The following is a 23531-nucleotide window of genomic DNA, read 5'->3' on the forward strand; positions in this document are numbered from 1 at the left end:
GGCCGGCCTCAGGCGGTGGGCCGGGGCTCGCGCAGCCGGTACCGCTGCACCTTGCCGGTCGAGGTGCGCGGGAGCTCGGCGACGAACTCGACGGAGCGCGGGTACTTGTAGGGCGCGATCAACCCCTTGGTGAACTCCTGGAGCTCGGCGACCTTCGCCGCGTCGCCGTCCACCCCCTCCCGGAGGACGACGGCGGCGTGCACCACCTGCCCGCGGGCCGGGTCGGGCAGCCCGACGACGGCGCACTCGACGACGTCGGGGTGCCGGTCGAGGGCCTGCTCGACCTCCGGCGCCCCGATGTTGTAGCCCGAGGACACGATCATGTCGTCGCTGCGCGCCTGGTACCAGAAGTACCCGTCGGCGTCGCGCACGTAGGTGTCGCCGGTGACGTTCCAGCCGTCCTGCACGTAGACCCGCTGCCGGGGGTCGGCCAGGTAGCGGCACCCGGTGGGGCCCTTGACCGCCAGCCGGCCCGGGACGCCGTCGGGTGCGGGGTTGCCGTCGTCGTCCAGCACGGCCGCGACGTAGCCGGGGACGGCGCGGCCGGTGGCGCCCGGCCGGATGTCGTCGTCGGCAGCGGAGACGAACACGTGCAGCATCTCGGTGCTGCCGATGCCGTCGATCAGACGGATGCCGGTGCGGGCGGCGAACTCCTCCCACACCACCTCGGGGAGGTGCTCGCCGGCGGACACCGCCCGCCGCACACTGGTCAGCAGGTGCCCGCAGTCGGCCCGCAGCATCGCCCGGTAGCCGGTGGGCGCGGTGAAGACCACCGTCGCCCGGTGCCGCGCGACCGCCTCGGCGAGCTGCACCGGGGTGGCCTTCTCGATCAGCAGCACGGAGGCGCCGACCCGCAACGGGAAGACCAGCAGGCCGCCGAGGCCGAAGGTGAAGCCGAGCGGCGGGGTGCCGGTGAACACGTCGTCCGGCCTGCCCTGCACGTGGTGGCGGCCGAAGGTGTCGGCGATCGCGAGCACGTCGCGGTGGAAGTGCATGGTCACCTTCGGGACGCCGGTGCTGCCGGACGTGGCGGCCAGCAGGGCGACGTCGTCGGCCGCGGTGTCGACGTCCGCGAAGGTGGGAGGCAGCCCGGCGGCCCGGACGGCGACGTCGTCCGGGCCCCCGCCGCCGTAGCAGGCCACGGTCAGCCCCGTCTCCGCGGCGGCCGGTACGAGGTCGGCGGCGAACCGTGCGTCGCACAGCGCGACGGTGCTGCGCGTCAGCTCGATCAGCTGCCGGAGCTCGAGGGTGCGCAGCAGGGGCACGGTGGTGACGGCGACGCCACCGGCCTTGAGGACGGCGAACCAGCAGGTCACCAGCCACGGGTTGTTCGGCCCCCGCAGGAGCACCCGCGTGCCCGGCAGCACGCCGAGGTCGCGGGTCAGCAGGTGCGCGAGCTGGTTGGCGCGGTCGAGCAGCTCGCCGTACGTCCAGGTCTCGGCGTCGGTGCGCAGGCAGGGACGGTCGGGGCCGTGCCGGGCGACGACCTCGTCGAGCAGCGTGCTCGCGCAGTTCAGCCGCTCGGGATAGTGCAGCTCGGGGAGGTCGAAGAGGAACTCCGGCCACTGCTGGGGCGGCGGCAGGGAGTCGCGGCAGAAGGTGTCGACGTGCGCTGACCGGGTGAGTTCCACGCTGGACCCCCATCGCCTGAGCGTCGTCCGCCAGTCTGCCCCGATCGTGGCGGTCGAGGAATCGGAACAGCCACCCGAGGTGATCCGGTCGGTTCCCTAGGCCGGCTCCGGGATCTCGGCGACCCCCTGCACCTCGACCAGTGCGTCGTCGTCCCACAGGCGCGCGACGCCGACTCCGGCGGTGGCCGGGTAGTCCGTGCCGGCCAGCCGCCGCCAGACCCGTCCGATCTCGCGCGCGTGCGCCCGGTAGTCGGGGACGTCGACGATGTAGATCGTCAGGGCGGCGAGGTGCGCCGGGCTCCCGCCGGCCGCCCGCAGCGCGGTCAGCAGGTTGCCCAGCGCCTGCTCGAACTGCCCGACGACGCCGTCCCCGACGATGCGGCCGTCCGCGTCGAGCGCGGTCTGGCCGGCCAGGTGCACGGTCACCGTGCCGGTGGCCCGCACCGCGTGCGAGAACCCGGACGACCGGGCCAGCTCCTCCGGGTTGATCCGCTCGAGCGTCATGACTGCACCGTCCCGCCGTCCACGTTGATGCCCTGGCCCGTCACCCCGCCGTCGACCACGCAGAAGCGCACCGCCTCGGCCACCTCGGCCGGCGCGATCAGCCGGCCGATGGGCTGCCGGCGGGACAGCGCGGCGCGGGCCTCGTCGGGCGTCCGGCCGGTGCGCTCGGCCACGGCCGCCACGGTCCCGTCGGTCATGGGGGTGTCCACGTAGCCCGGGCAGACGGCGTTCACCGTGACGCCGGTGCGGGCCAGCTCGGCCGCCGCGGAGCGGACCAGTCCCAGGACGCCGTGCTTCGCCGCGGTGTACGCGGCCACCTGCGGCTCCCCGCGCTTGGCCACCACGGAGGCGACGACGACGATCCGTCCCCAGCCGGCTCCCAGCATGCCCGGCAGCACCCGCCGGACCAGCCGGAACGGGGCGGTGAGGTTGAGCTCCAGCATCCGCGACCACTCGTCGTCCGTGGTGTCGACCAGCGGTGCCGCGAGGCCGGCGCCGGCGTTGGAGACCAGCACCTGGACCGGCCCCCACTCCCCCTCGACCCGGGCGACGGCCGCATCCAGCTGCGCCGGGTCGGTGACGTCGGCGGGAACGGCCATCGCGGGCGACGGCAGGCCTCGTCGCGCCTCCTCCAGCGCGGCCGGGTCCCGGGCCACCAGCGCCACCCGGTGCCCGTCCGCGGAGAGGGCGGCCGCGACGGCGGCCCCGATGCCGCGGCTCGCGCCGGTGACGAGGCAGGTGCGCGGAGCCGTCACCGGCCGGTCCAGTTCGGCGGCCGGCGTGCCTTGAAGGCGGCGTGGAACTCGGCGTGGTCGTCGGTGGTCATGAGCAGCGCCTGGGTCATGGCGTCGAGCTCCATGGCGCCGGCCAGGGACATGTCCAGCTCGCGGGTGATCAGCGCCTTGGTCTGCGCGTAGGCGAGGGTGGGCCCGTCGGCCAGCCGCCGGGCCAGCGTGTCGACCGCGGCGTCGAGCCCGTCGTCCGGCACCAGCTCGCTGACCAGGCCGTACCGGTCGGCGGTCGCGGCGTCGATCGTGTCGCCCAGCATGAGGAGCTGGGTGGCCCGCCCCGCGCCGACCACGCGGGGCAGCAGGTAGGCCGCCCCCATGTCGCCGCCGGAGAGCCCGACCTTGGTGAACAGGAAGGCGAAGCGGGCGGACGTCGTCACGACGCGGAAGTCGGAGGCGAGCGCGACCACCGAGCCGGCCCCGGCCGCGATGCCCTGGATCCCGGCGATGATCGGCACCGCCACCTCGCGCATGGCGCGGATCAGGTCGCCGGTCATCTTCGTGAAGGCCATGAGCTCGCGCGGACGCATCCGGATCAGCTCGCCGATGATCTCGTCGACGTCCCCACCGGCGCAGAAGCCCTTGCCCTCGCCGCGGATCACCAGGACGCGGACGTCCTCGCGGTACGGCAGCTGGAGCACGAGGTCACGCAGGTCGGCGTAGCTCTCGAAGGTCAGGGGGTTGAGCTTCTCGGGGCGGTTCAGCGTCACCGTGGCGACGCCGTCGGCGACCGCGAACCGGAAGTGCTGCCAGTCGTCGTTGACCGGGACCGACGCCCGGAATCGGCTCCCCATCCCTGTGGCCTCCTCGGTGTCGACCTCGGGCACATCGCATCGGGGTGTCGCCGAAGGGGCGAGCGTAGCGCCTGCGGCACCCGCCGCACCGGGGTCGCGAGCGTCCTCGAGCAGCGCTCGGGACGGCGGCGCCCCGGAACTCAGGGCCCCCAGGACCGCTGCCCGCGCTCGGCCAGCAGCGACACCGCGGCCGCAGCCCCGACGAGGGGCGTCACCGCCGAGAGCAGGACGGGAGGCTGCCGCCCGATGCGACCGAGGAGCCGGCAGCCGACGAGGGGTGCGAGCAGGCCGGCGCAGCCCCACCCGGTGAAGACCAGGCCGTAGGTGCTCGGGAAGGCCGCGGCACCCACCTCGTCGGCCGTGGCGGCCGGTACGAGCGCGGACACGGCATCGTGGGCCGGCCCGGTGCCCGGGTACCCGGCGAGGACGACCGGGTGGGGCGCCGGGAAGGCCAGCGCGACGATCGCCACGGCGCCGGTCGTCAGCGCGACGGTCACGGCACGCAGGCGACCGACCGGTCGGACCACGCGCCGGCGACCAGGCGCCCGACCAGGTTGCCGGCCGCGAGGGCCGAGACGGCCAGTCCGGCGGTCCGGAGGCTCAGCTGCAGGTCGCGCGCCATCGTGACGGCGTGCGCGAAGAGCATGCGGCCCGGAACGGTTCCGCCGGCGAAGATGATCCACAACAGCACCACGACGCGGCCCGGGACGGGATCGCGACGACCCGGCCGGTCCTCCGCGGGCGGGTCCGCTGGCGCCCACCGGGCCGCGCCGGCGAGGAGCCCGGCCACCACCACGCCCTGAGCCGCCACAGCGAACCGCCGGCCGACGGGGTCGAGGACCGGCGGGGCCACGGGACCGAGCAGGACCGGGCCGGTGGCGTAGGCGCCCACCACGGGACCGGTGGCATCCTCGCCGCGACGCGGGAACGCGTGCGGCGAGCCCGGCGGCCACGCCGTAGGCCGTGCGTGCTGCGGGCCAGGACCGGCCGGCGCCAGGGGCCCATCGCCTCCCGGCGCCCACATCTGTCACCTGAGGTGGTGTACCTCCTGGAGCCGCGAGACGGGGGTCGGGATCCCCTCGTACCGGGCCTTGAGCTGCAGCGCCAGGTACAGCGAGTAGTGCCGCGACTGGTGCAGGTTGCCGCCGTGGAACCACAGGGCTTCCTGCTGGGTGGGCTTCCACATGTTGCGCTGCTCGCCCTCCCACGGACCCGGGTCCTTGGTGGTGTCCGAGCCGAGGCCCCACACCTTCCCGACGGCGTCAGCCACCTCCTGGCTGATGAGCTCGGCCGCCCAGCCGTTCATCGAGCCGTACCCGGTGGCGTAGACGACCAGGTCGGCCGGCAGCTCGGTCCCGTCCTCGAGGACCACGGCGTGCTCGGTGAGGCGGACCACCTGCCCGTGGGCCAGCTTCACGTCGCCGTCGGCGACGAGGTCGGCCGCGCCCACGTCGATGTAGTAGCCCGAGCCCCGGCGCAGGTACTTCATGAACAGCCCGGAGCCGTCCTCGCCCCAGTCGAGCCAGAAGCCGGCCTCCTCCAGCCGCTCGTAGAAGTCGGCGTCGCGCTTCTTCATCTGCTCGTACAGCGGGATCTGGAACTCGTGCATGATGCGGTACGGGAGCGAAGCGAAGATCAGGTCCGCCTTCTCCGTCGTCACCCCGGCGGCCACCGCCTGCTCCGAGTAGAGGGCGCCGAGGCCGATGTCCATGAGGGTGTCGCTCTTGACGATGTGCGTCGACGACCGCTGGACCATCGTGACGTCGGCGTCGTGCTCCCACAGAGCGCCGCAGATGTCGAACGCCGAGTTGTTGCTGCCGATGACGACGACCCTCTTGCCGGCGTAGGCATCCGGGCCCGGGTGCGCCGACGAGTGCTGCTGGTCCCCCCGGAACACGTCCTGCCCGGGGATCACCGGGATGTTGGGCTTGCCCGACATCCCGGTGGCGAGGACGACGTGCCTCGGTCGCAGGGTGAGCGCCTTGCCGTTTCGCTCGAGCTCGACGGTCCACTCCCCCTTCTCGGGCGAGTACGTCGCGCTCGTCGCCACGGTGCTCCCCCAGTACGGCACCTCCATGACCTTCACGTACGACTCGAGCCAGTCGCCGATCTTGTCCTTGGGCGAGAACACCGGCCAGTTGTCCGGGAACTTGAGGTAGGGCAGGTGGTCGTACCAGACCGGGTCGTGGAGACAGAGGGACTTGTACCGCCCGCGCCACTGGTCGCCGGGCCGCTCGTGCTTGTCGACGACGAGGGCGGGGACGCCGAGCTGCCGGAGGCGGGCGCCGAGCGCGATCCCGCCCTGACCGCCACCGATGACCAGCACGTAGGGCTGGGTGCGCACGCCGAGGTCGGCCTCCTCCTTCTCCCGGCGCTCCAGCCAGGTCAGGCGCTGCTTGTTCGCCCCGTGCTCGGCGCCCATCGGACGCGCGGGGCCGCGCGGCTCCTCGAAGCCCTTCAGTTCGTGGAGCGTGGTCAGGAAGGTCCAGGCCCTGGGCTCGCCGTCCTCCTCGACGAGCCGTACCAGCCCACGCCCCCGACCGACGGCGGTCTCGAAGGTGAACCAGGCGGTGGTGACACCGTCGGCCTCGTCGGCCGGCTCCTCGAGGGTGAAGGACGTCGGGTCGGTCCCCTCGACGGTCTCGGTCAGCAGATCCGCGACGCCGTCGGGGTTCTCGACGGTCGTGATGTTCCAGCTGAACGAGATCAGGTCGCGCCAGAAGCTGGTCGCGGCGAACATGCCCGCCGCCCGCGCGACGTCGCGGACGTGCAGCGCCTCCTCGAACTCGTGCAGCCATCCCTCCGCTCGCTGCGTGGGCGACTGCGTGGGCGTGTCCAGGGTCTGGGTCATCGCGAATCCCTCCTACGGCCACAGGTCCGCATCGGACCGACGGCGTGGTGTGATGAGCAGCACATCGACCGCGGCCCCGGAGCGGAAGCGTTGCAGCGTGTTGCACGGATCCGGGCCCGGCTCGGGGCGCCCGACGCGCGGAGGTTGACGTGACCGGCTACTCGGCGATCGCGCCCGGCACCGACCTGTCCCAGCACGCCCGTGTCCTCACCCGGGTGCACGACGCGGTGCTGGCCGGCGGCGCGCCGCCGGTGCGTCCCCGTGGGGTCGTCGCCCGCTCCTGGTCGCGGGTGCTGGGCCTGGGCCTGGATGCCTCCCGCACGAACGCCGGCGAGCCGCTCGCCCTCGCCGACGTGGAACGGCGGCGCCGGCAGTCACCCCTGTCCCTCGTCATCGACGAGCTCCGCCAGGTGCTGGTGAGCGTCGCCGACGCCTCGTCGTTCCTGATGGTGGTCACCGACGCCGACGGGATCCTCCTCTGGCGCGAGGGCTCTGCCCGCGTGCGGTTGCGTGCGGACTCGTTGGGGTTCATGGAGGGTGCCCGCTGGACCGAGGCCACGGTGGGCACGAACGCCATCGGGACGGCGTTGGCGGAGGCGGCGCCCGTGCAGCTGTTCTCCGCGGAGCACTTCGAGCAGGCCCAGCACCCGTGGTACTGCACCGCCGCACCGATCCACCATCCGGTCAGCGGCGAGCTGCTCGGCGTCGTCGACGTCAGCGGGCCGGCCCTGACCCTGCACCCGGTCATCGGGGCGCTCGTGGAGACCGCCGTGAAGCTGGCCGAGTCCCGGCTGTGGCGCCATCACGAGCAGCGGCTGGAGCGACTCAGGCAGTCGGCTCGCGGCGTGCTGGCCACCGCGCACGGCCCGCTTCTGCTGGTCGACGATCACGGCTGGGTCGCGCACCAGTCCGGGATCGCGGTGCGTGACCGGGTGGAGGTACCACGGGCCGACAGGCTGGTCGCTGTCCCGGGCCTGGGGTTGTGCGCTCCTGAGCGACTCGGCGAGGGCTGGCTGATCCGCCCGCGCGACACTCGGGAGGACATCGTCGCCCACCTGGACCTGACCGGTCCGCCCATGCTCCAGGTGACCTCGGACGCCGAGGAGTGGCGGACCCCGCTGACCCGACGGCATGCCGAGCTCCTGGTCCTGCTGCAGCGAGCCGGTCGTTCGGGGATGACCGCTGCGCAACTGAGCACGGCGCTCTTCGGCGACGGGGAGCACTGCGTGACCGTTCGGGCTGAGGTCTCCCGGCTGCGACGGGTGATCGGTGGTCTGGTGACCACGAATCCCTACCGGTTGGCGACCGGCGTCACGCTCTCGGTCGTCCCGCCCGGCGGGGCGTCCCCACGGTCGAGGCGTCGGCATGGAGACGACACCGCCGGCGCGGGTGTCCTGCGAGCGTCCAGTCAGCCCGTCGCGAGCCGGCGTGTGCGTGTCTAGCCCGACCCGCTCGCCGACGCCCGCCAGGTCCTCGTCGACCGGCTCGGCGACGACGAGGACCTCGGCTTCGCGTACACCCCCGCCCGGCGGCTGGACCCCGCTGCCGGCGATCGCCGCCTGACGCTCGGCGTCCGACGACGCGCGGTAGGTCATCGTCGCGGTACTTGGCCCGGTTGGGCGCTTCCTCCACGCCACCGAGGAACGCAGGGGCCATGCCAGCACCGACCGACCAGGAGCTGTTCGACATCGGAGATCTCCCGCCCCAGCACGGCGGAGTCGTCCGCGGCACGACGGTGGCCTACACGACCTACGGCACCCCGAACGCCGACGAGTCGAACGCGATCCTGCACCCGACCTGGTCGAGCGCCTGGCACGACGCCCACGAGTGCACGATCGAGCCGGGCCTGGCCTGCGATCCGGGGCGGTACTCCATCGTCGCGCCGAAGCAGATCGACAACGGGCTGTCGAGCTCACCGAGCAACCCGCCGCCGCCGTTCAACCGGCCCTACTTCGCACCGGTCACCGTCGTCGACGAGGTCGAGACGCCAGTACCGGCCGCTCACGCAGGAGTGGGGCATCGAGTTCCTGGGGCCGGCCAGGCCGACGACCGGTTCATCGACCGGACGCTGCGCGAGCTCCTGGACCGCCCGGTCCGACGCTCCCGCTCGGGCGTGCGCCGCTCCCCCGGGGCGGGCCTCGCCAGGGGCGGAGGGAGCCGTCCGGTGCGGGGGTCCCTGCGCGTAGCGTTCGTGCCGTGGGCACTGTCGGGGAGGTCCCCGGCATCGAGTGCGGCGAACACGTCGTGCAGCTGCACCGGTCCGAGGACGAACGGCTGGCCGGGCTGATCGCCTGGGTCCGGCACGGTCTCGACGCGGGCCGGAAGGTCCTCTGCACCGAGCTCCCGTGGCGGCCCGAGGGCTCGCTGTCGACGCTGCTGGCGGACTGCGGCGTGGACGTCGAGGCGGCGGTCGGCGGCGGCCGGCTGGCCGTGCTCTCGGCGGAGGACTACTACCTGGCCGAGAGCCACGCCGCCGTCGTGGAGCGCGCGCTGGCCGAGGGATTCCCCGGCGTGTGCCTGTCGGCGGAGGAACGTGCCTGGCTCAGTGTGATGTCCCCGGCTGCCCACCGGGTCGTCGAGCAGCAGATGGACGCACTGGTGCGCTGGCGGCCGGTCCACTCGCTGTGCCAGTACCCGCGGGCGAGCACGACGGGAGCGGGGCTGGAGGACGTCATCACCCTCCACCACTCCGGCGTCCGGGAGGCGGTCCTCAGGACCTCCCGGGACCTCGACGGGCTGACCCTGCACGGCGAGGTCGACGCCAGCAGCGCCGACGTCTTCGCGGCGGTGCTGGCCGCGGCGAGCCGCAGCGCGTCGCGGGTGCTGTGGCTGGACCTGGCCGAGGTGGCCCACCTGGACGCCGGCGGCTGCTGGCTCCTGGACGACGCGACGCGGGCCTTCCGGATCAGCGGCGGCCACGTCCTGCTCGTCGCTCCCCAGCCGCCGGTCGAGCTGGTCCTGCGGCTCATGGAGGTCGACGAGCTGCCCGGTGTGCACCTGCTGGCGGGCCCACCGTGACCGCGGGAACCGGCGGAGCGGAGCTGCTGCACGCCGCGCTGTTCCACGACTCCCCCGACGAACTGGCCGCGGGCGCCGTGCCGTTCCTCGCCGCCGGTCTGGCCGCCGGCGAAGCGGCGGTGCTGGCCTGCCGGGACGGTGACAACGCGCTGCTGGCCCGGGAACTCGACGCCGACGGCCGCGTCCTGCTGATGTCCCGCGAGGAGGTCTACACCGGCTCCGCCCGCGCGCTGGTCACCTACCGCCGGCTGCTGAGACGCCAGGTGGCCGCCGGTGTCACCCGGATCCGGCTGGTCTGCGCCGTGCCCGTCGACCAGCGGCCGCAGCAGTGGGACGAGTGGCACCGCTACGAGGCGGTCTTCAACACCGCGATGGAGCACATGCCGCTGTCGGCCGTGTGCGCCTACGACCGGCGCGCCATGTCCGACGCGGTGCAGGACGGCATCGAGGAGACCCATCCCGCGCAGCTGACCCCCGGCGGCCCCGTGCCCAACGACCGCTACGTGCACCCCGCGACCGTGATGCGCCGGACCGCGGCCGTCGCGGTGGACCGGACGCCGCGCAGCCCACCGACGCTGGTGCTGGCCGACCTGGCCGACGCCACCCGGCTGCCCGAGCTGCGGGCGCGGCTGCGGGCGGCGCTGGGGAGCGGGGACGGGCCGGCGGGACGGCGCGGCCGCTTCGCCACCGCGGTCGACGAGGTGCTCGGCAACGCCTTCCGGCACGGCACCCCGCCGGTCACCGTCCGGCTGTGGACCGCGCCGGCTCTGCTGGCGTGCACGGTCAGCGACTGCGGGGCGGGCTTCGACGACCCGCTGGCCGGCTACGCCCCGCCGTGGCCGCGCTCCCCGGCTGCCGGAGCGGGCCTGTGGGTGGCCCGCTCCGCCTGCGACACCCTCGAGACGCTCCGGACACCCAGCGACTTCACCGTCCGTCTGGCCACCGTCCTGCGCCCGGACGACGAGCTCCCCGGCCCGTCCGCGAGGACGGCACCCGTGGAGGCCGCGACCGCCCGGGCGGAACGGGCCCGCGCCGAGGCGAGGGAGCTGGCCCGCCGGCTGCACGCGCGTCCCTGAGCCGTCCCGGCCGCCCGCCTCACCGGGCCGACCGGACGTCAGGCGGTCCGCCCGGCCGCGCTCCCCGCAGCGCCTCCGGGTCGCGCCCCGGGCCTCCACCGCGGGGTCCGCGCCGGGCTGGACGTGCCGGCCGCGCGTCAGGTGGTCGGGGGGCCGTCGTCCGGTTGCGCGGCCCGCCGGGCCGCGTGGGCGCGGGCCCGCTGCTCGACCTCGTACCGGTCCGTGGACCAGGTGCCCAGGCGGATGACGAGACCCGTCAGCGCCAGGAACCCGACCACGACCAGCACCGGCCACACCATTCGCTCGCTCTCCTCGTCGTCGTCCAGCGGAACCGCCCTCGCCCAGGTCATCGCCGCCGACCCGCGCAGGGGTACGCGCCCGGGCCACCGAGGTGCCGCCGCCTCTGGCGCACCCGGCCGGCGCGGGGTAGGGAGAGGCCTGTTCCGGCCGTCGACGAGGGAGCGTTCCCATGGCCGACAAGTCGCCGCACGACAACCACTCCACGAAGAAGTCGGGCAAGGCCGTCAAGGCCAAGCGGAGCGAACGCAAGGACAAGCAGCGGGCCGCCACGGAGATGGAGCGGCTGATGCACCCGGCCAGGTCCAAGGCCTGACGGGCGCCCGGACCGCGCCCGGCCGGCACTCCTCGCCCGCAGGACCCGACCGTGGGGCCCGCCAGGAGTAGCGTGCACGCCGTCGGCCGGGGTCGAGCTCCCCCGCGACCAGGCGGCCGGCACAGGGCGAAACAGACGTCCCCGGCTCTCCTCCCCGTCCCGGCGTGCGCGCGTCGCGCCGGTGACGCCCCGCCGGGCTGCCGCGAGGTCGCACGCGGCAGCCCCCGCCGATCGAGGTCGTCGTGGCCCCTCCCAGCAGCGCACCGGCGGACCCGGACGTGGCCGGGGAGCGGGCCGTGGCCGCTGCGCGCCTGGTGCCCGCGGAGGAGGACCTGCGCACCCAGCTGAGCCGGTACCAGGCGCTGGTGGAGTGCGCGCCGGACGCCATCGTGATCCTCGACGTCGACACCGGCCGGTTCGAGACCGTCAACGCCGCCGCCGAGGAGCTGTTCGGCATGAGCCGGGCGGAGCTGCTGCAGGTGGGGCCGGTGCAGGTCAGCCCGCCACTGCAGCCGGACGGGCGGCCGTCCCGGCTCGCGGCGCGGGAGCACGTCGACCGGGCGCTGACGGGGCAGCGGCCGCGGTTCGAGTGGACCCACCGCCGCGCCGACGGGACCGACGTGCCGTGCGAGGTCCGACTGCTGCGACTGCCGTCGCCGGGCCGCCGCCTGGTCCGGGGCAGCGTGGTCGACATCAGCGAACGCCGGCGTGCCGACTCCGCCCTCGCCGAGCAGGCCGCACGCCGGGCCGCCGAGCAGGCCGCCCGCCGCGAGGCCGAGGTCGCCCGGCGCGCCGCGGAGGCCGGCCTCGCCCGGCTGCAGGCCACCGTGGCCGGGCTCAACGCGATCGTGTGGGAACGGGACCCGGAGACGCTGCAGCTGACCTTCGTCAACGAGCGGGCCGCCGAGCTGCTCGGCTACTCGGCCTCCCGCTGGCTGGCCGAGCCGGGGTTGTGGGCCCGGATCCTGCACCCCGAGGACCGGGACGCGGTGCTGGCCAGGGTCCGGGCGGAGGTCGACTCCGGCGCGGTGGACTTCTCGCTCACCTACCGGGTCCGCGCCGACGACGGCCGCTGGGTGTGGTTGCGCCACCTCGGCCACGTCGCCCGCGACCCGGACGGCGCCGCCTCCCGGCTGCACGCGGTCCTGTTCGACGTCACCGAGGCGAGACGCCGCGAGCAGGCCGCCGGCCTGCTCGCCGCTGCCGGCCGGGCGCTGACCGATCCCGGCGGCGTCGAGCAGCGGCTGACGGCGGTCGCCGCGCTGCTCGCCGGGGAGCTCGGCGACTGGGCGGCGGTGTGGCTGCGCGGGGAGGACGACCGCTTCCGGCCGGTGGCGGCCGCCCCCGCGGACCGCGTCGATCGGGTGCTGGCGGTCGGGCCGCTGCGCGTCCCCCGGGCCCTCGCCGAGCTGGTCGACGCGGGCCGGGCGTTCACCGTGCCCGAGGTGACCGAGGCCCTGCTGCGCGAGGCGGCGGCCGACGAGCAGCAGTACGCCGCGCTGGCGGCGCTGGGCGGCCGGACCTGGCTGGCCGCGACGCTGAGCACCGCCGGCGCGCCGGTCGGGCTGCTCACGGTCGCCACCGACCAGCGTTCCGCCTACGACGACTCCGACATCGCCTTCGCCGCCGACCTCGGGCAGCGCATCGCCACGATGGTCGCCGCCGACCGGCTGGCCGCCCGGCAACGTCAGCTGAACGAGCTGACCGCGGCACTCGCCGCCGCGGGCACCACCGCCGAGGCCGGCGCCGCGCTGACCGCCAGCCTGCACGAGGCCCTCGGTGCCGCGGTCGTCGCGGTCTGTGCCCTCGGCGAGGACGGGCTGCTGCACACCGTCGACGTGCGCGGGGACTCCCCCGGCCGGGCGGCCGGGTTCGCCACCATCCGGCTGTCGGCGCCCGCCCCCCTGGCCGAGGCGGCCCGCACCCGCCGCGCCGTGTGGCTGCCCGACCGCCAGGCGCTGGTCCACCGGTATCCGGCCGTGGCGCCGTACCTGCAGCCGTCGACCCAGGCGACGGCGTCGCTGCCGCTGCTGGTCGGCCACCGGCTCGTCGGCGCCGTGGCCGTGGTCTTCGACCGGCCGCGCGCCTTCGACGCCGCCGAACGCGCCTTCCTCGTCACCGTCGCCGGTCAGGTCGCCGCGGCACTGGAGCGCGCCGCGCTGGCCGACGTGCGGCGCGAGATGGCCGACGCGCTGCAGCGCAGCCTGCTGCCGGCGCGGCTGCCGACCAGCGACCGGCTGACCGTGACCGCCCGCTACCTCCCGGCGGTCGGGGGCACCGCCGCCGGCGGCGACTGGTACGACGTGCTGACCGTCGCCGACGACTGCGTGGCGCTCGTGGTCGGCGACGTGGTCGGCCACGGCGCGCCCGCCGCCGCCGTCATGGGGAGGCTGTCCAGCGCCCTGTCCGGGTTGCTCCTGGCCGGGCACCCGCCCTCGCGGGCGCTCGAGCGTCTCGACCGGCTGGCCGAGCAGATCGACGGCGCGGGCCTGGCGACGGTCGCCTGCCTGCAGCTGGACGCACTCACCGGCCGGCTGACCCACAGCAGCGCCGGCCATCCACCGGTGCTGCTGGCCGGCCCCGACGGCTCGGTCCGGTATCTCGAGAGCGGCCACGGGCCGGCGCTCGGTGTGCCCGGCAGCGGCCGACGCCCGGAGGGAGTCACCGTCCTGACGACCGGCGCCACGCTGCTGCTGTACACCGACGGGCTGGTCGAGCGCCGCGACGCCGTCCTCGACGACGGGCTCGCCCGGCTCGCCGCCGCCACCGCCACCCGTTCCGGAGCGCCGCTGCCCGAACTCGTGGACGGCGTGCTCGCGGCGCTGCTCGCCCACAGCCGGGTGGACGACGACGTCGCCGTCCTCGCCGCCCGGTGGCAGGCCGATCACCCGGCGCGGGGGTTGCGGGAGCAGCAGCAGGGGACCCACGATCACCTGGCAGGGATCCCCGACCTCCCCTCCGACCCTCGCCGGTCAGGGGTCCCGGGCGAGTCGAGCCCACCGCCCGTCGCGCCGGCGGAGCCCCCGCGGCGGTGACCCCCGATCAGGTCGGTGACCCTGATGCGCTCTCGCCGTCCAGCGGGCCGACGAGGTCCTCCGTGACGCGGCCCCCGTGGGCACGCCGCCCGCGCCCTCCCGACTCGCCCCTCCTCCGCGTCGTGGGCCGCTGGCGCCCGACCAGCGCCGCGGACGTCACGGCCGGCCGCCTCCAGCTCGACGCCGCCCTGCACGACGGCGCACGCCCCTCGGCTGCGGTCGAGGGGAGCGTGCAGCGGCTCCTGCTGGCGTTCGAGGAGCTGGTCAGCAACGCGGTGCGGCACGGCCGGCCGCCGATCGAGGTGACCGTCGCCGCGGTCGGTGACTGCTGGCTGCTCGAGGTGACCGACGCCGCCGGGGACCGACCGCCGACCCCGGATCCCGAACGCGACGCCGCCTTCGGCGGTCTCGGGCTCTCCCTCGTCACCGAGATCAGCAGCGCCCACGGCTGGGAACCCCTGGGCGGCGGGCGCAAGGTGGTGTGGGCGCGTGTCGACCACAGGCACGAGGAGGCGCCCCCGACCGCACCCTGAGACGAGCAGGCCCGCGCCGTCGTCGGTTCGTCGTCGCGGAGCTCCGGCGTGCTCAACCGCGGACCGGACGACCGTGCCCGCCGTCCTCCCTCCGCGGGCCCGGATCGGGCCGGGTGAAGATCGCGAGCAGCTCGTCGACCTCGCGGTGGGCCTCGCCGGGGTGACGGAAGGGCCGGTGCCGCTGCACCTCGTAGTGCGTCCGGCGGCCCCGCCGGGTCCGGGTGACGTACCCCGCCTCGGCGAGGTCGCGGAGGACGGCGAGCGCCGCCCGCGGGGTGATCCCCACCCGCTCGGCGATCTCGGTGACCCGGGCGTCCGGATCCAGGGCCACGGTCAGCAGCACGTGACCGTGGTTGGTCAGGAACGTCCACGGCGGGCTCCCGGCGTCTCCCACGCGCTCACCCCTCCCGGTGGCAGGAACAGGTGAAGTCTGCTTCACTCGTTGGCGGGAGGGGAGTACCCCCACGACGCATCCGCCGTCAGGACGGCCCCGCGGGAGGGGCCCGGCGGGGGCGGGCGCCGGCGCGGGTCGCCGGGCGCCGGGAGAGACCTCCGGTCGGTTCGGACCGGAGGAGCGGTTCTGTGGACGTCCCCCTGTGGCTGTGGCTCGCCGTACTCGGGCTCATCGCGGTCATGCTCGCCGTCGACCTGGTCGCCCACCGCCGGGCGCACGTCATCGCCGTGCGCGAGGCGGCGCTGTGGTCGGCGGTGTGGGTCGCGATCGGCATCGGCTTCGGCGCCTGGGTGTGGTGGACGGCGGGCGCGGAGTTCGGTCAGCAGTACTTCGCGGGCTACCTGATCGAGAAGTCGCTGGCCGTGGACAACGTCTTCGTCTGGGCCATCGTGTTCACGTTCTTCGCCGTCCCCCGGGAGTACCAGCACCGGGTGCTCTTCCTCGGCGTGGTGGGCGCGCTGGTGCTGCGGGGGCTGTTCATCGCCGCCGGCGCGGTGGTCATCGCGAGCTTCGGCTGGGTGCTGTACCTGTTCGCCGCGTTCCTGCTCTGGACCGGCTGGCGGATGCTCCGGCAGCGCGACGAGCACATCGACCCCGAGCGCTCGCGCACCCTGCGGCTGTTCCGCCGGTACGTGCCGATGACCGACGCCTACCACGGCCAGCGGTTCCTGATCCGCCGCGCCGGGGCGGTGCTCGCCACTCCCCTGCTGGCGGTGCTCGTGCTCGTCGAGGTCACCGACGTCGTCTTCGCCGTCGACTCGATCCCGGCGATCTTCGCCGTGACCGACGAGCCGTTCCTCGTGTTCACCGCCAACGCCTTCGCGCTGCTGGGGCTGCGCGCGATGTACTTCCTGCTCGCCGACCTGGTCCACCGCTTCGTCTACCTGAAGGTCGGCCTGGCGCTGGTGCTCATGTGGGTGGGTCTGAAGATGCTGCTCAAGATCGACGTCTACTACGTGCCGACGACGGTCAGCCTCGCCGTCATCGCCACGATCCTCGCCGTCGCCGTCGCGGCCAGCCTCCGTGCCACCCGCGGTCAGGGCCGGCGGGCTGCGCCGGCCCCGGTGGCGCCGCCGTTCCGGGCCGCCACCGCCGAGGAGCTCGCCGACACCGAGCCGCTGCTCCGACGCCGCCGCCGGGAGCCGGTCGACTGACACGCGCCGTCCGGCGCGGGGCGGCGGCCCGGCGCCGGACGGCCCGGCCCGCCGGGACCCCCGGCCCCGGCCCGCCGGCGATGCCCCCGGCGAGCGTCGTCCTCGAGCCCGATCCCCCGGAGGTGCTCCGTGTCCCGTCGCGTGGCCGCCCGCTCAGGGATGCGCCGCGCGGCGCGGCCCGATGGCGCGGCCGGCAGCGGCCCGGCCTGACGGGGGGCTCGGATGCGGCGGGGCACGGCGGCGGCGCTCGCGTTCGGGGTCGGCTACGGGGGGTCCGGCGCGCGGCCGGAGGGGTCGTGCGCAGCTCGGTCATGCCGTCTCCCCGGGCTCGGTGCCGGTCGGCGCCGACGCTAGGAGCGGCGCACCGCCCGCGGCCGGGATCGGAGGTCCGCCGGGACCGGGCCGGAGGCCCCGTGCCGCTCGCCCGTGGGGGCCGTGGCGCCGGAGCGGGCCACGAGCTCCACGAGCAGCGAGCCGGCGACCCCCAGGACCGCGGCCAGCAGCAGGCCCGGCCCGGTCGGCTCGAGCAGGAGGACGTCCTCGCGGAACGACGGCACCGCCAGTGCGAGAGCGGCCAGGCCGGCCATGGCGGCCAGCAGCGCGGCCTTGCCCGCGGTGAGCGGGCGCGCCAGGACCGCGAGGGTCCACAGCGCGACGGCCAGGACGACCACGGTCGCCGTCGTCCGGGCCGCCGGCACGCCGCCCTCGGGGACCAGCCAGCGCGTCCCGGCGTAGCCGGCGTACGCGGCGGCGGCGGTGACGACGCCCGCGGGCACCGAGAAGCGCAGCACCCGGCCGACGAAGCCGGGCACGTAGCGGCGCCGGTTGGGCGCGAGCGCGAGGAAGAAGCCGGGGACCCCGATGGTCAGCGTGGAGATCAGCGTCAGCTGCACCGGCGCCAGCGGATAGGCCGCCAGCGTGACGACCGTGACGAGCGCCAGGACCAGGCTGTAGACGTTCTTGACCAGGAAGAGGTTCGCCGCCCGCTCGATGTTGGCGATCACCCGGCGGCCCTCCGCGACGGCGTGCGGCAGGTGCGCGAACCGGCCGTCCAGCAGGACGAGCTGCGCCACCGCCCGGGTCGCCGGGGCGCCGTTGCCCATGGCCACCCCGATGTCGGCGTCCTTCAGCGCCAGGGCGTCGTTGACCCCGTCCCCGGTCATCGCGACCACGTGCCCGCGGGCGCGCAGCGCGCGGACCATCGCCCGCTTCTGGTGCGGGGTGACCCGGCCGAAGACGCTCGCCTCCTCCAGCGCCTCGCCCAGCTCGGCCTCCCCCTCGGGGAGCAGGCGGGCGTCGACGGCGTCCCCCGCCCCGGCCACCCCGGGGACGCCCACGGCCGCGGCCACCGCGCCCACGGTCCGGGGGTTGTCCCCGGAGACGACCTTCAGGGCGACGCCCTGCGCGGTGAAGTAGCGCAGCACCTCGGCGGCGTCGGGGCGGATCCGCTCGGCGAGCACCACCAGGGCGACCGGCTCCAGCGCCGCCGGCAGGTCCGGCTCGGCCGCGCCGCCGGTCCACGGCCGCGGCGACCGGGCCAGCAGCAGCACCCGGCGGCCGGCGGCGGCGAGCTCGTCGGCGCGGCCCCGTGCCTCGGGCGCGCCCGGCCCGACCGGGTCGGGGAGCACCATCTCCGGCGCCCCGAGCACCCACGTGACCCCACCCGCGGTGCGCACGGCCGACCACTTCCGCGAGGACGCGAACGGGACGCCGTCCACCACCTCCTCGGTGCCGTCGTCGGGGAACGCCGCGCCCAGGGCGCGGGCCGTGGCGTTCCCGCCGTCGGCCGCGGCCAGGGCGGCGAGCGCGCCCGCCGCCCGCTCGTCCGCGGCGAGCGGCACGAGCTCGTCGAAGACGACGTCGCCGGAGGTGAGGGTGCCCGTCTTGTCCAGGCAGACGACGTCGACCCGGGCCAGGCCCTCGACGGCGGGCAGCTCCTGCACCAGGACCTGCCGCCGGGTCAGGCCGAGGGTGGCCACGAGGAACGCCAGGGTGGTGAGCAGGACGAGCCCCTCGGGGATCATCCCGACCAGCGCGCCGACGGTGCCGGTGACCGCGTCGCGCCAGTCCTCGTTGTCGTCGCTGCGGAACTGGCTCCACAGGACGGCCGGGCCGACCACGAGCATGCCGAGGGCGATCCAGCGCAGGATCCGGGTGGTGCCCTCCTGCAGCTCCGACCGCGTGCGGGTGAACACGCGCGCCTCGGCCGCCAGCCGCGCCGCGTAGGCCGCCTCCCCCACCGCGGTGGCCTGCATCCGGCCGCTGCCGGCCAGGACCACCGACCCGGACAGCAGGGTGTCGCCGGCCTCCTTGGCGACGGCGTCGGACTCCCCGGTCAGCAGCGACTCGTCGACCGACAGCCCGGCGCCGCTGCGCAGCACCCCGTCCACCGGCACCTGGTCCCCCGCCCGCACGACGAGCAGGTCGTCCAGGACGACCTCCTCGACCGGGGTCTCGGTCTCGCGGCCGTCGCGGACGGGCCGGGCCCGGGGCGCGCTGAGGACGGCGAGCCGGTCGAGCGTCCGCTTGGCCCGCAGCTCCTGCACGATGCCGATCACCGCGTTGGCGACGACGACCCCGCCGAAGAGCGCGTTCTGCCAGCGGCCGCTCAGCGCCGCGACCACCCACAGCGCGGCGAGCAGGCCGTTGAAGAACGTGAACACGTTGGCGCGGAGGATCCCGGCGACCGTCCGGCTGGTCCGTGCCGAGGTCGTGTTTACCGCACCGGCGGCGACCCGGTCGGAGACCTCGGCCGCAGTGAGGCCGGCCGGGGCGGTGACGGCCCGCGGTGCCGCCGGCGCCTGCGGTCCCCCGGTCACAGCAGTCCACCGGCGCGCAGGTTGAGCGCCACCACGCCGGCGGCGAGCAGGGCCCCGCCGACCGTGCCGAGGGCGAGCAGCACGCGGCGGGCGCTCCACCGCTGCACGCGGATGCGCGGGTGCGCGGGCAGCCGGTCCCGGAAGTGCGCCTCGAGGTCGCGCCCGTCGGCCTCGAGCAGCCGGCGCAGCTGCCGCGGCACGGTGAGCGCGCTGGTGGTGGCGAACGCCTCGGCGAGCTCCGCGTCGGTGAACAGCCGCCGCGCCCGGTCCAGCACCCGGCCGGGCGGCACCACCAGCGCGCAGATCAGCAGCATGTTGGCGAGGTCGACGGCCTGCCGCCAGCGCGAGGGCCGCAGCTCGCCGAACGAGACGTCCACGAGGACGACGCGGTCGCCCTGGGCCAGCACGTTCGACGGCTTGACGTCGCGGTGGGCGGCGCCGGCGGCCCACAGCCGCCGGATCTGGTGCAGCGCGTCGTCGACGACCGCGTCGTCCATCCCCGACGCGAGGATCTCGACCGCGCCGGGCACCAGCTCGGTGACCAGCAGGTACTCGCCGCCGGGCACCACCTCCACCACCCCGACCGGGGCGGGCACGCGGACCCCGCCGTCGCGCAGCAACCGCAGCATGTAGTCCTCGTGCTCGACCAGCCGGCGCACCGAGGCGAACGGGGCCTCGTCCTCCAGCCGGCCGTAGCGGAGCACCCGGAAGAGCTTGTACCAGCGGTCGGACCGCAGGTGGGTCAGCGAGTAGAGCTTGCCGAAGAGCACGCCCGGCACGTCCCCGGCGAGGAGCAGCCGGCACGGCGTCGAGCCGGCCGAGCCGTCGAGCCGGTACGGCTCGATCGAGTCGAGCTCCAGCCCCAGCTGGTCGCGGAGGGCGGCGCGGACCCGCGCGACCCGCTGCCCGTCGAGCGCCAGGTGGGCCTTTCCCCGGCGCCGGTAGGTGACCGGGAAGGCGTCCTCCGGCGCGAGCAGGGTGGTGACGACGACCGCCGCGCCGCAGCCGACGACCGCACCGGCCACGGCGGTCGAGGCGTCGTCCAGGCCGAGGGCGATCCGCGGGGCGACGCACACGGCCAGCAGGACGACGACGGCCGCCCAGCCCCAGCGGCGGGCCCGCCCGGCGGGGGTCAGCACGTACAGCGTCCCCACCGCCACGGTGGCGAGCACGACGTCGGGCCAGGCGGACAGGTCGAACGGGTCGGGCGAGCCGGTGACCTCCTCGCGGACGGCCCGGACCAGCACGGCCTCGCCGGCGGCGAACGCGGCGACCGCCGCGACGCCGGAGACGAGACCGAGGTAGACGAGGAGGTGCCGCCAGCGCGCCGTCCAGACCAGCACGAGGACGGTGGGCAGCCAGAGCGCCCGGTAGCCGACGCGGGCGCCGAACCGGGCCAGGTCGGCGGCGAGGTCCGGCGGCCGGCCGCCGGGCACGAGCAGGTCGGTCGCCGCCCGGTCCAGCGGTGGCAGGCCGCCCGGCCGCCCGGACCACACGACGAGCAGCGCCGTCGCGGCCGCCACCGCGACGGTCCAGGCCCAGACGACCGGCGGGACGGGCCGGTGCTGCGGCCGGTCCCGGCCGGAGGGGCGCCGGACGGCGCCGCCGGGCCACGACGGCCGGCGGGTCCCACCCCCCGCGGGCGCGGGCCGGACGTCGGTCACCGCCCGATGGTCGACCGGCCCGCGGACCCCCGGCCCGGGTCGCCGGACCCGAGGGCCCGGGACCGAGGTCCCTGCCCACCGGAGCCGCACCGCGGCACCGCGGGTTCCCGGGTCGCGACCTCCGTCCCTGCCGGGCGGCCGCCGTCAGCGGTGAGGCTGGGGTGCGCACGCCCGACCCCGGAGGCCCGCATGTCCGTTCCGACCCGGCCGTCCCCGCCGTGACCACCCGCGAGACCGCCCGCCCGGCGCCCGGCGCCCCGCCGGCGGAGCCGCCGGCCCCCGCGACGGTCGGCGCGGCCACCGTCGTCCGCCGGACGACCGACCTCGTGCGCGTCGGCCTGGGGCTCACCGTGCTCGGCATCGGGGCGCTGCTCGCCCGCCGCGGCGAGCTCTCGGCCATCGAACGGGACCTGTTCCGGCTGGTCAACGACCTGCCGTCCGGCGTCTTCCCGGTCGTCTGGCTCGTGATGCAGCTGGGCAACGTCGTGGCCGTCCCGGTGCTGGCCGCGGCGGCGGCGCTGACCCGCCGGCTGCGCGCCGCCCGGGACATCCTCGTCTCCGGCCTCCTCGCCTACGTCGCCGCGGACCTGGTGAAGTCGGTGGTCGGGCGGGAGCGGCCCGGTGGCCTGCCGGTGGGTGCCGTGCTGCACGAGGGCCCGATCGGCGGCCTCGGCTTCGTCTCCGGCCACTCGGCGGTCGCCGCCGCCCTGGCGACCGCGGCCGGGCCGTATCTGTCGCGCCGCGGACGGCGGGTCGCCTGGGCGCTGGCCTGGACGGTGGGGCTGGCCCGGATCTACGCCGGCGCCCACCTGCCGCTCGACGTCGTGGGCGGGCTGGCGCTGGGCTGGGCCATCGGCTCGCTGGTGCACTGGGCCTTCGGCATCCCGCGCCGCACGGTCCGCCCGGCCCGCGTCGAGGCCCTCCTGGCGACGGTCGGTCTCACCGGCACGCGGGTCCGGCCGGCGCCGGTCAGCGCGCGCAGTTCCCACCCCTTCACGGCCGTCGACGCCGCCGGCCGCCGCCTCTACGTGAAGTACCTCGAGCCCGACCGCAGCGAGCGGGACTGGCTGTACCGGCTGTGGCGGCTGTTCGTCGCCGGGGACGTCAAGGACGCCGACGCGCTCGCCCCGCTCGGGCAGCAGGCCGAGCACGAGGCGGTCGCGGCGATGACCGCCCACGCCCGCGGGGTGCGGGTCCCGGAGGTCGTCGTCGCCCGCGGGGACAGCCGGCAGGCCGTCGTCGTCCAGGAGCACGTGACCGGCCGCCCGCTGGACTCCCTGGAGCCGGCGGAGCTGTCGGTCGGGCTGCTGTGCGCGGTCTGGCGGCAGGTCGACCTGCTGCACGCCGCCCGCGTGGCGCACCGCGACCTGGTCGCCTCCAGCGTCCTCGTCGACGCCGACGGGCGGCCGTGGGTGGTCGACTTCGGCAACGCCCGGACCGGCGCCTCCGACGACGTCCTCGCCGACGACGTCGCCGAGCTGATGGCCTCCCTCGCCCTGTGCTTCGACCCCGGGCCGGTCGTCGCGACCGCCGTCGAGGTGCTGGGGACCGCCCCGGTCGCGGCCGCGCTGCCCTCCCTCGCGCCGCTGAGCCTCGCGGCGGAGACCCGCCACCGGTTGCACGCCGAGCCGGAGCGGCTGCCCGCCCTCCGCGCCGCCGTCCGCGCGCGGCTGGACCTGCCGGACCCGGAGCGGCCGGTCTGGCCCGAGCCCGGGCGGGCGGCCGTGGCGGTGGCGGCCGCGGGCACCGCCGTCGTGCTCGGGGGACTGCTGTGGCAGGCCGGGACCGCCACGCTCGAGACCCTGGAGCACAGCGGGTGGCGCTGGCTCGGCGGCGCCGTCGTCCTCGCGGCGCTGGCCCGGGTCGCGGCCGCCGCCGCGGTCGCCGGCTCGCTCGACCGGCGGCTGGCGGTCGGCCGGGCCGTGGCGCTGACCGCCAGCGGCGACGCCGCCTCCCTGCTGCACGGGCGGGCCGGCCGGCGGCGTGCGGTCGCCCGGTACCTGGAGCGCGCCGGGGTGCTGCCGGACGCGGCGGCCCGGGCGTCGGCACACGCGCTCCTCGGGGTGCTGACCGGGGCGGGCGCCGTCGCCGTCGCCGCCGTCGCCCTCGGGCTGACGGACGGCCGGCTGGGCGACTGGCGGGTGCCCGACGCGGTGTGGCGCCCGGTCCTGACCGGCCTGGGCGCCGCCTGCCTGGTCGGCGCCGGCCAGGTGCTGGCCCGGCGGCGCGGGCCGGCCCGGGAGCAGGGGCCGCGGCCGGGCGGGTTCCCCGCCCGGTGGGCGCCGGTGACCGGCTGGTCGGCGGTCGCCGTGGGGCTGGAGGCCGCGGTGCTGGTCTGCGCGGTCGAGGCGGCCGGTGGCCGGCCCGCGGTGCTCGCCGTCGGCGCCGGGTGGGCGGCGCTGCGGCTGCTGTGGGCGGCGGTGCCGGTCACCGGCCTGCCCGGTGCCGCCGAGGCCGCGCTGCTGCTCCTGCTCACCGCGCTCGGGGCACCGGTGGCCGCGGCGTGCGCGGCCGTGCTGATCACGCGGGTGCTGACGTTCTGGCTGCCGGCGGCGCTCGGTGCCGGGGTGGAGCGGGCCGCCGAGCACCACTGACGC

At 76.2% G+C, this 23531-nt stretch carries 20 protein-coding genes; 9 read left to right on the top strand and 11 right to left on the bottom strand.

Annotated elements, in window-relative coordinates; genetic code table 11:
- Nucleotides 1–8: 8 nt before the first annotated feature.
- The 7 genes from ACI79F_RS02345 to ACI79F_RS02375 form a co-directional block, all read right to left on the bottom strand.
- Entirely contained in the window at nucleotides 9–1631 is a 1623-nt protein-coding gene (locus ACI79F_RS02345; protein ID WP_456543497.1) for an AMP-binding protein, read from the bottom strand.
- A gap of 96 nt (nucleotides 1632–1727) precedes the next feature.
- The gene (locus tag ACI79F_RS02350; RefSeq protein ID WP_456543496.1) at nucleotides 1728–2135 is read right to left on the bottom strand and encodes a RidA family protein; all 408 of its coding nucleotides are present in this window, start codon (nucleotides 2133–2135) and stop codon (nucleotides 1728–1730) included.
- Nucleotides 2132–2890 (bottom strand): SDR family NAD(P)-dependent oxidoreductase, encoded by a 759-nt coding sequence (locus ACI79F_RS02355; protein WP_456543495.1) that lies wholly within the window; start codon nucleotides 2888–2890, stop codon nucleotides 2132–2134. Before ACI79F_RS02355 ends, ACI79F_RS02350 begins: the two co-directional genes overlap by 4 nt.
- The gene (locus tag ACI79F_RS02360) at nucleotides 2887–3717 is read right to left on the bottom strand and encodes an enoyl-CoA hydratase family protein (protein WP_456543494.1); all 831 of its coding nucleotides are present in this window, start codon (nucleotides 3715–3717) and stop codon (nucleotides 2887–2889) included. Before ACI79F_RS02360 ends, ACI79F_RS02355 begins: the two co-directional genes overlap by 4 nt.
- Nucleotides 3718–3857: 140 nt before the next feature.
- Nucleotides 3858–4214, bottom strand: coding sequence for a hypothetical protein (locus ACI79F_RS02365; protein ID WP_456543493.1), 357 nt, complete (start codon nucleotides 4212–4214; stop codon nucleotides 3858–3860).
- Nucleotides 4211–4612: a hypothetical protein gene (locus tag ACI79F_RS02370; protein WP_456543492.1), complete on the bottom strand. Its 402-nt coding sequence runs from the start codon at nucleotides 4610–4612 to the stop codon at nucleotides 4211–4213. Before ACI79F_RS02370 ends, ACI79F_RS02365 begins: the two co-directional genes overlap by 4 nt.
- Nucleotides 4613–4744: 132 nt before the next feature.
- Nucleotides 4745–6568 carry a flavin-containing monooxygenase gene (locus tag ACI79F_RS02375; protein ID WP_456543491.1) on the bottom strand — a complete coding sequence of 608 codons (1824 nt, stop codon included), beginning with the start codon at nucleotides 6566–6568 and terminating at the stop codon, nucleotides 4745–4747.
- Between the two features lie 149 nt (nucleotides 6569–6717).
- Between ACI79F_RS02375 and ACI79F_RS02380 the strand changes: the two genes are divergently transcribed.
- From ACI79F_RS02380 to ACI79F_RS02395, 4 genes are all read left to right on the top strand, one after another.
- Nucleotides 6718–8010: a transcriptional regulator gene (locus ACI79F_RS02380; RefSeq protein WP_456543490.1), complete on the top strand. Its 1293-nt coding sequence runs from the start codon at nucleotides 6718–6720 to the stop codon at nucleotides 8008–8010.
- 212 nt (nucleotides 8011–8222) lie between these two features.
- Complete coding sequence (locus ACI79F_RS02385) at nucleotides 8223–8855, top strand: hypothetical protein (RefSeq protein ID WP_456543489.1); 633 nt, start codon at nucleotides 8223–8225, stop codon at nucleotides 8853–8855.
- On the top strand, nucleotides 8765–9586 hold the full coding sequence (locus ACI79F_RS02390) for an MEDS domain-containing protein (RefSeq protein WP_456543488.1): 822 nt from the start codon (nucleotides 8765–8767) through the stop codon (nucleotides 9584–9586). Before ACI79F_RS02385 ends, ACI79F_RS02390 begins: the two co-directional genes overlap by 91 nt.
- Nucleotides 9583–10662, top strand: coding sequence for an anti-sigma factor RsbA family regulatory protein (locus ACI79F_RS02395; protein ID WP_456543487.1), 1080 nt, complete (start codon nucleotides 9583–9585; stop codon nucleotides 10660–10662). Before ACI79F_RS02390 ends, ACI79F_RS02395 begins: the two co-directional genes overlap by 4 nt.
- Nucleotides 10663–10799: 137 nt before the next feature.
- On the opposite strand, the gene ACI79F_RS02400 is transcribed toward ACI79F_RS02395, so the two are convergent.
- On the bottom strand, nucleotides 10800–11012 hold the full coding sequence (locus tag ACI79F_RS02400) for a hypothetical protein (protein WP_456543486.1): 213 nt from the start codon (nucleotides 11010–11012) through the stop codon (nucleotides 10800–10802).
- A 119-nt stretch (nucleotides 11013–11131) separates the two neighbouring features.
- On the opposite strand from ACI79F_RS02400, the gene ACI79F_RS02405 reads away from it, so the two are divergent.
- The 3 genes from ACI79F_RS02405 to ACI79F_RS02415 all read left to right on the top strand — a co-directional run bounded on the left by ACI79F_RS02405 (nucleotide 11132) and on the right by ACI79F_RS02415 (nucleotide 14843).
- The gene (locus ACI79F_RS02405; protein WP_456543485.1) at nucleotides 11132–11275 is read left to right on the top strand and encodes a hypothetical protein; all 144 of its coding nucleotides are present in this window, start codon (nucleotides 11132–11134) and stop codon (nucleotides 11273–11275) included.
- A 296-nt stretch (nucleotides 11276–11571) separates the two neighbouring features.
- Nucleotides 11572–14310, top strand: coding sequence for a SpoIIE family protein phosphatase (locus tag ACI79F_RS02410; RefSeq protein ID WP_456543484.1), 2739 nt, complete (start codon nucleotides 11572–11574; stop codon nucleotides 14308–14310).
- Between the two features lie 122 nt (nucleotides 14311–14432).
- Nucleotides 14433–14843 (top strand): ATP-binding protein, encoded by a 411-nt coding sequence (locus ACI79F_RS02415; protein ID WP_456543483.1) that lies wholly within the window; start codon nucleotides 14433–14435, stop codon nucleotides 14841–14843.
- A gap of 52 nt (nucleotides 14844–14895) precedes the next feature.
- Here ACI79F_RS02415 and ACI79F_RS02420 read toward each other — a convergent pair whose 3' ends face one another.
- Nucleotides 14896–15237: a winged helix-turn-helix domain-containing protein gene (locus ACI79F_RS02420; RefSeq protein WP_456543482.1), complete on the bottom strand. Its 342-nt coding sequence runs from the start codon at nucleotides 15235–15237 to the stop codon at nucleotides 14896–14898.
- Between the two features lie 188 nt (nucleotides 15238–15425).
- Between ACI79F_RS02420 and ACI79F_RS02425 the strand changes: the two genes are divergently transcribed.
- Entirely contained in the window at nucleotides 15426–16451 is a 1026-nt protein-coding gene (locus tag ACI79F_RS02425) for a TerC family protein (RefSeq protein ID WP_456543481.1), read from the top strand.
- Nucleotides 16452–16801: 350 nt separating this feature from the next.
- Here the strand turns inward: ACI79F_RS02425 and ACI79F_RS02430 are convergent, their stop codons facing one another.
- Nucleotides 16802–19270: an HAD-IC family P-type ATPase gene (locus tag ACI79F_RS02430; RefSeq protein ID WP_456543480.1), complete on the bottom strand. Its 2469-nt coding sequence runs from the start codon at nucleotides 19268–19270 to the stop codon at nucleotides 16802–16804.
- Nucleotides 19267–20934: a phosphatase PAP2 family protein gene (locus tag ACI79F_RS02435; RefSeq protein ID WP_456543479.1), complete on the bottom strand. Its 1668-nt coding sequence runs from the start codon at nucleotides 20932–20934 to the stop codon at nucleotides 19267–19269. The genes ACI79F_RS02430 and ACI79F_RS02435 overlap by 4 nt, the downstream gene beginning before the upstream one ends.
- 218 nt (nucleotides 20935–21152) lie before the next feature.
- Here ACI79F_RS02435 and ACI79F_RS02440 point away from each other — a divergent pair, with 218 nt between their 5' ends.
- Nucleotides 21153–23528 carry a phosphatase PAP2 family protein gene (locus tag ACI79F_RS02440; RefSeq protein WP_456543478.1) on the top strand — a complete coding sequence of 792 codons (2376 nt, stop codon included), beginning with the start codon at nucleotides 21153–21155 and terminating at the stop codon, nucleotides 23526–23528.
- Nucleotides 23529–23531: the final 3 nt, after the last annotated feature.

This window comes from Blastococcus sp. SYSU D00868 (assembly GCF_054050575.1).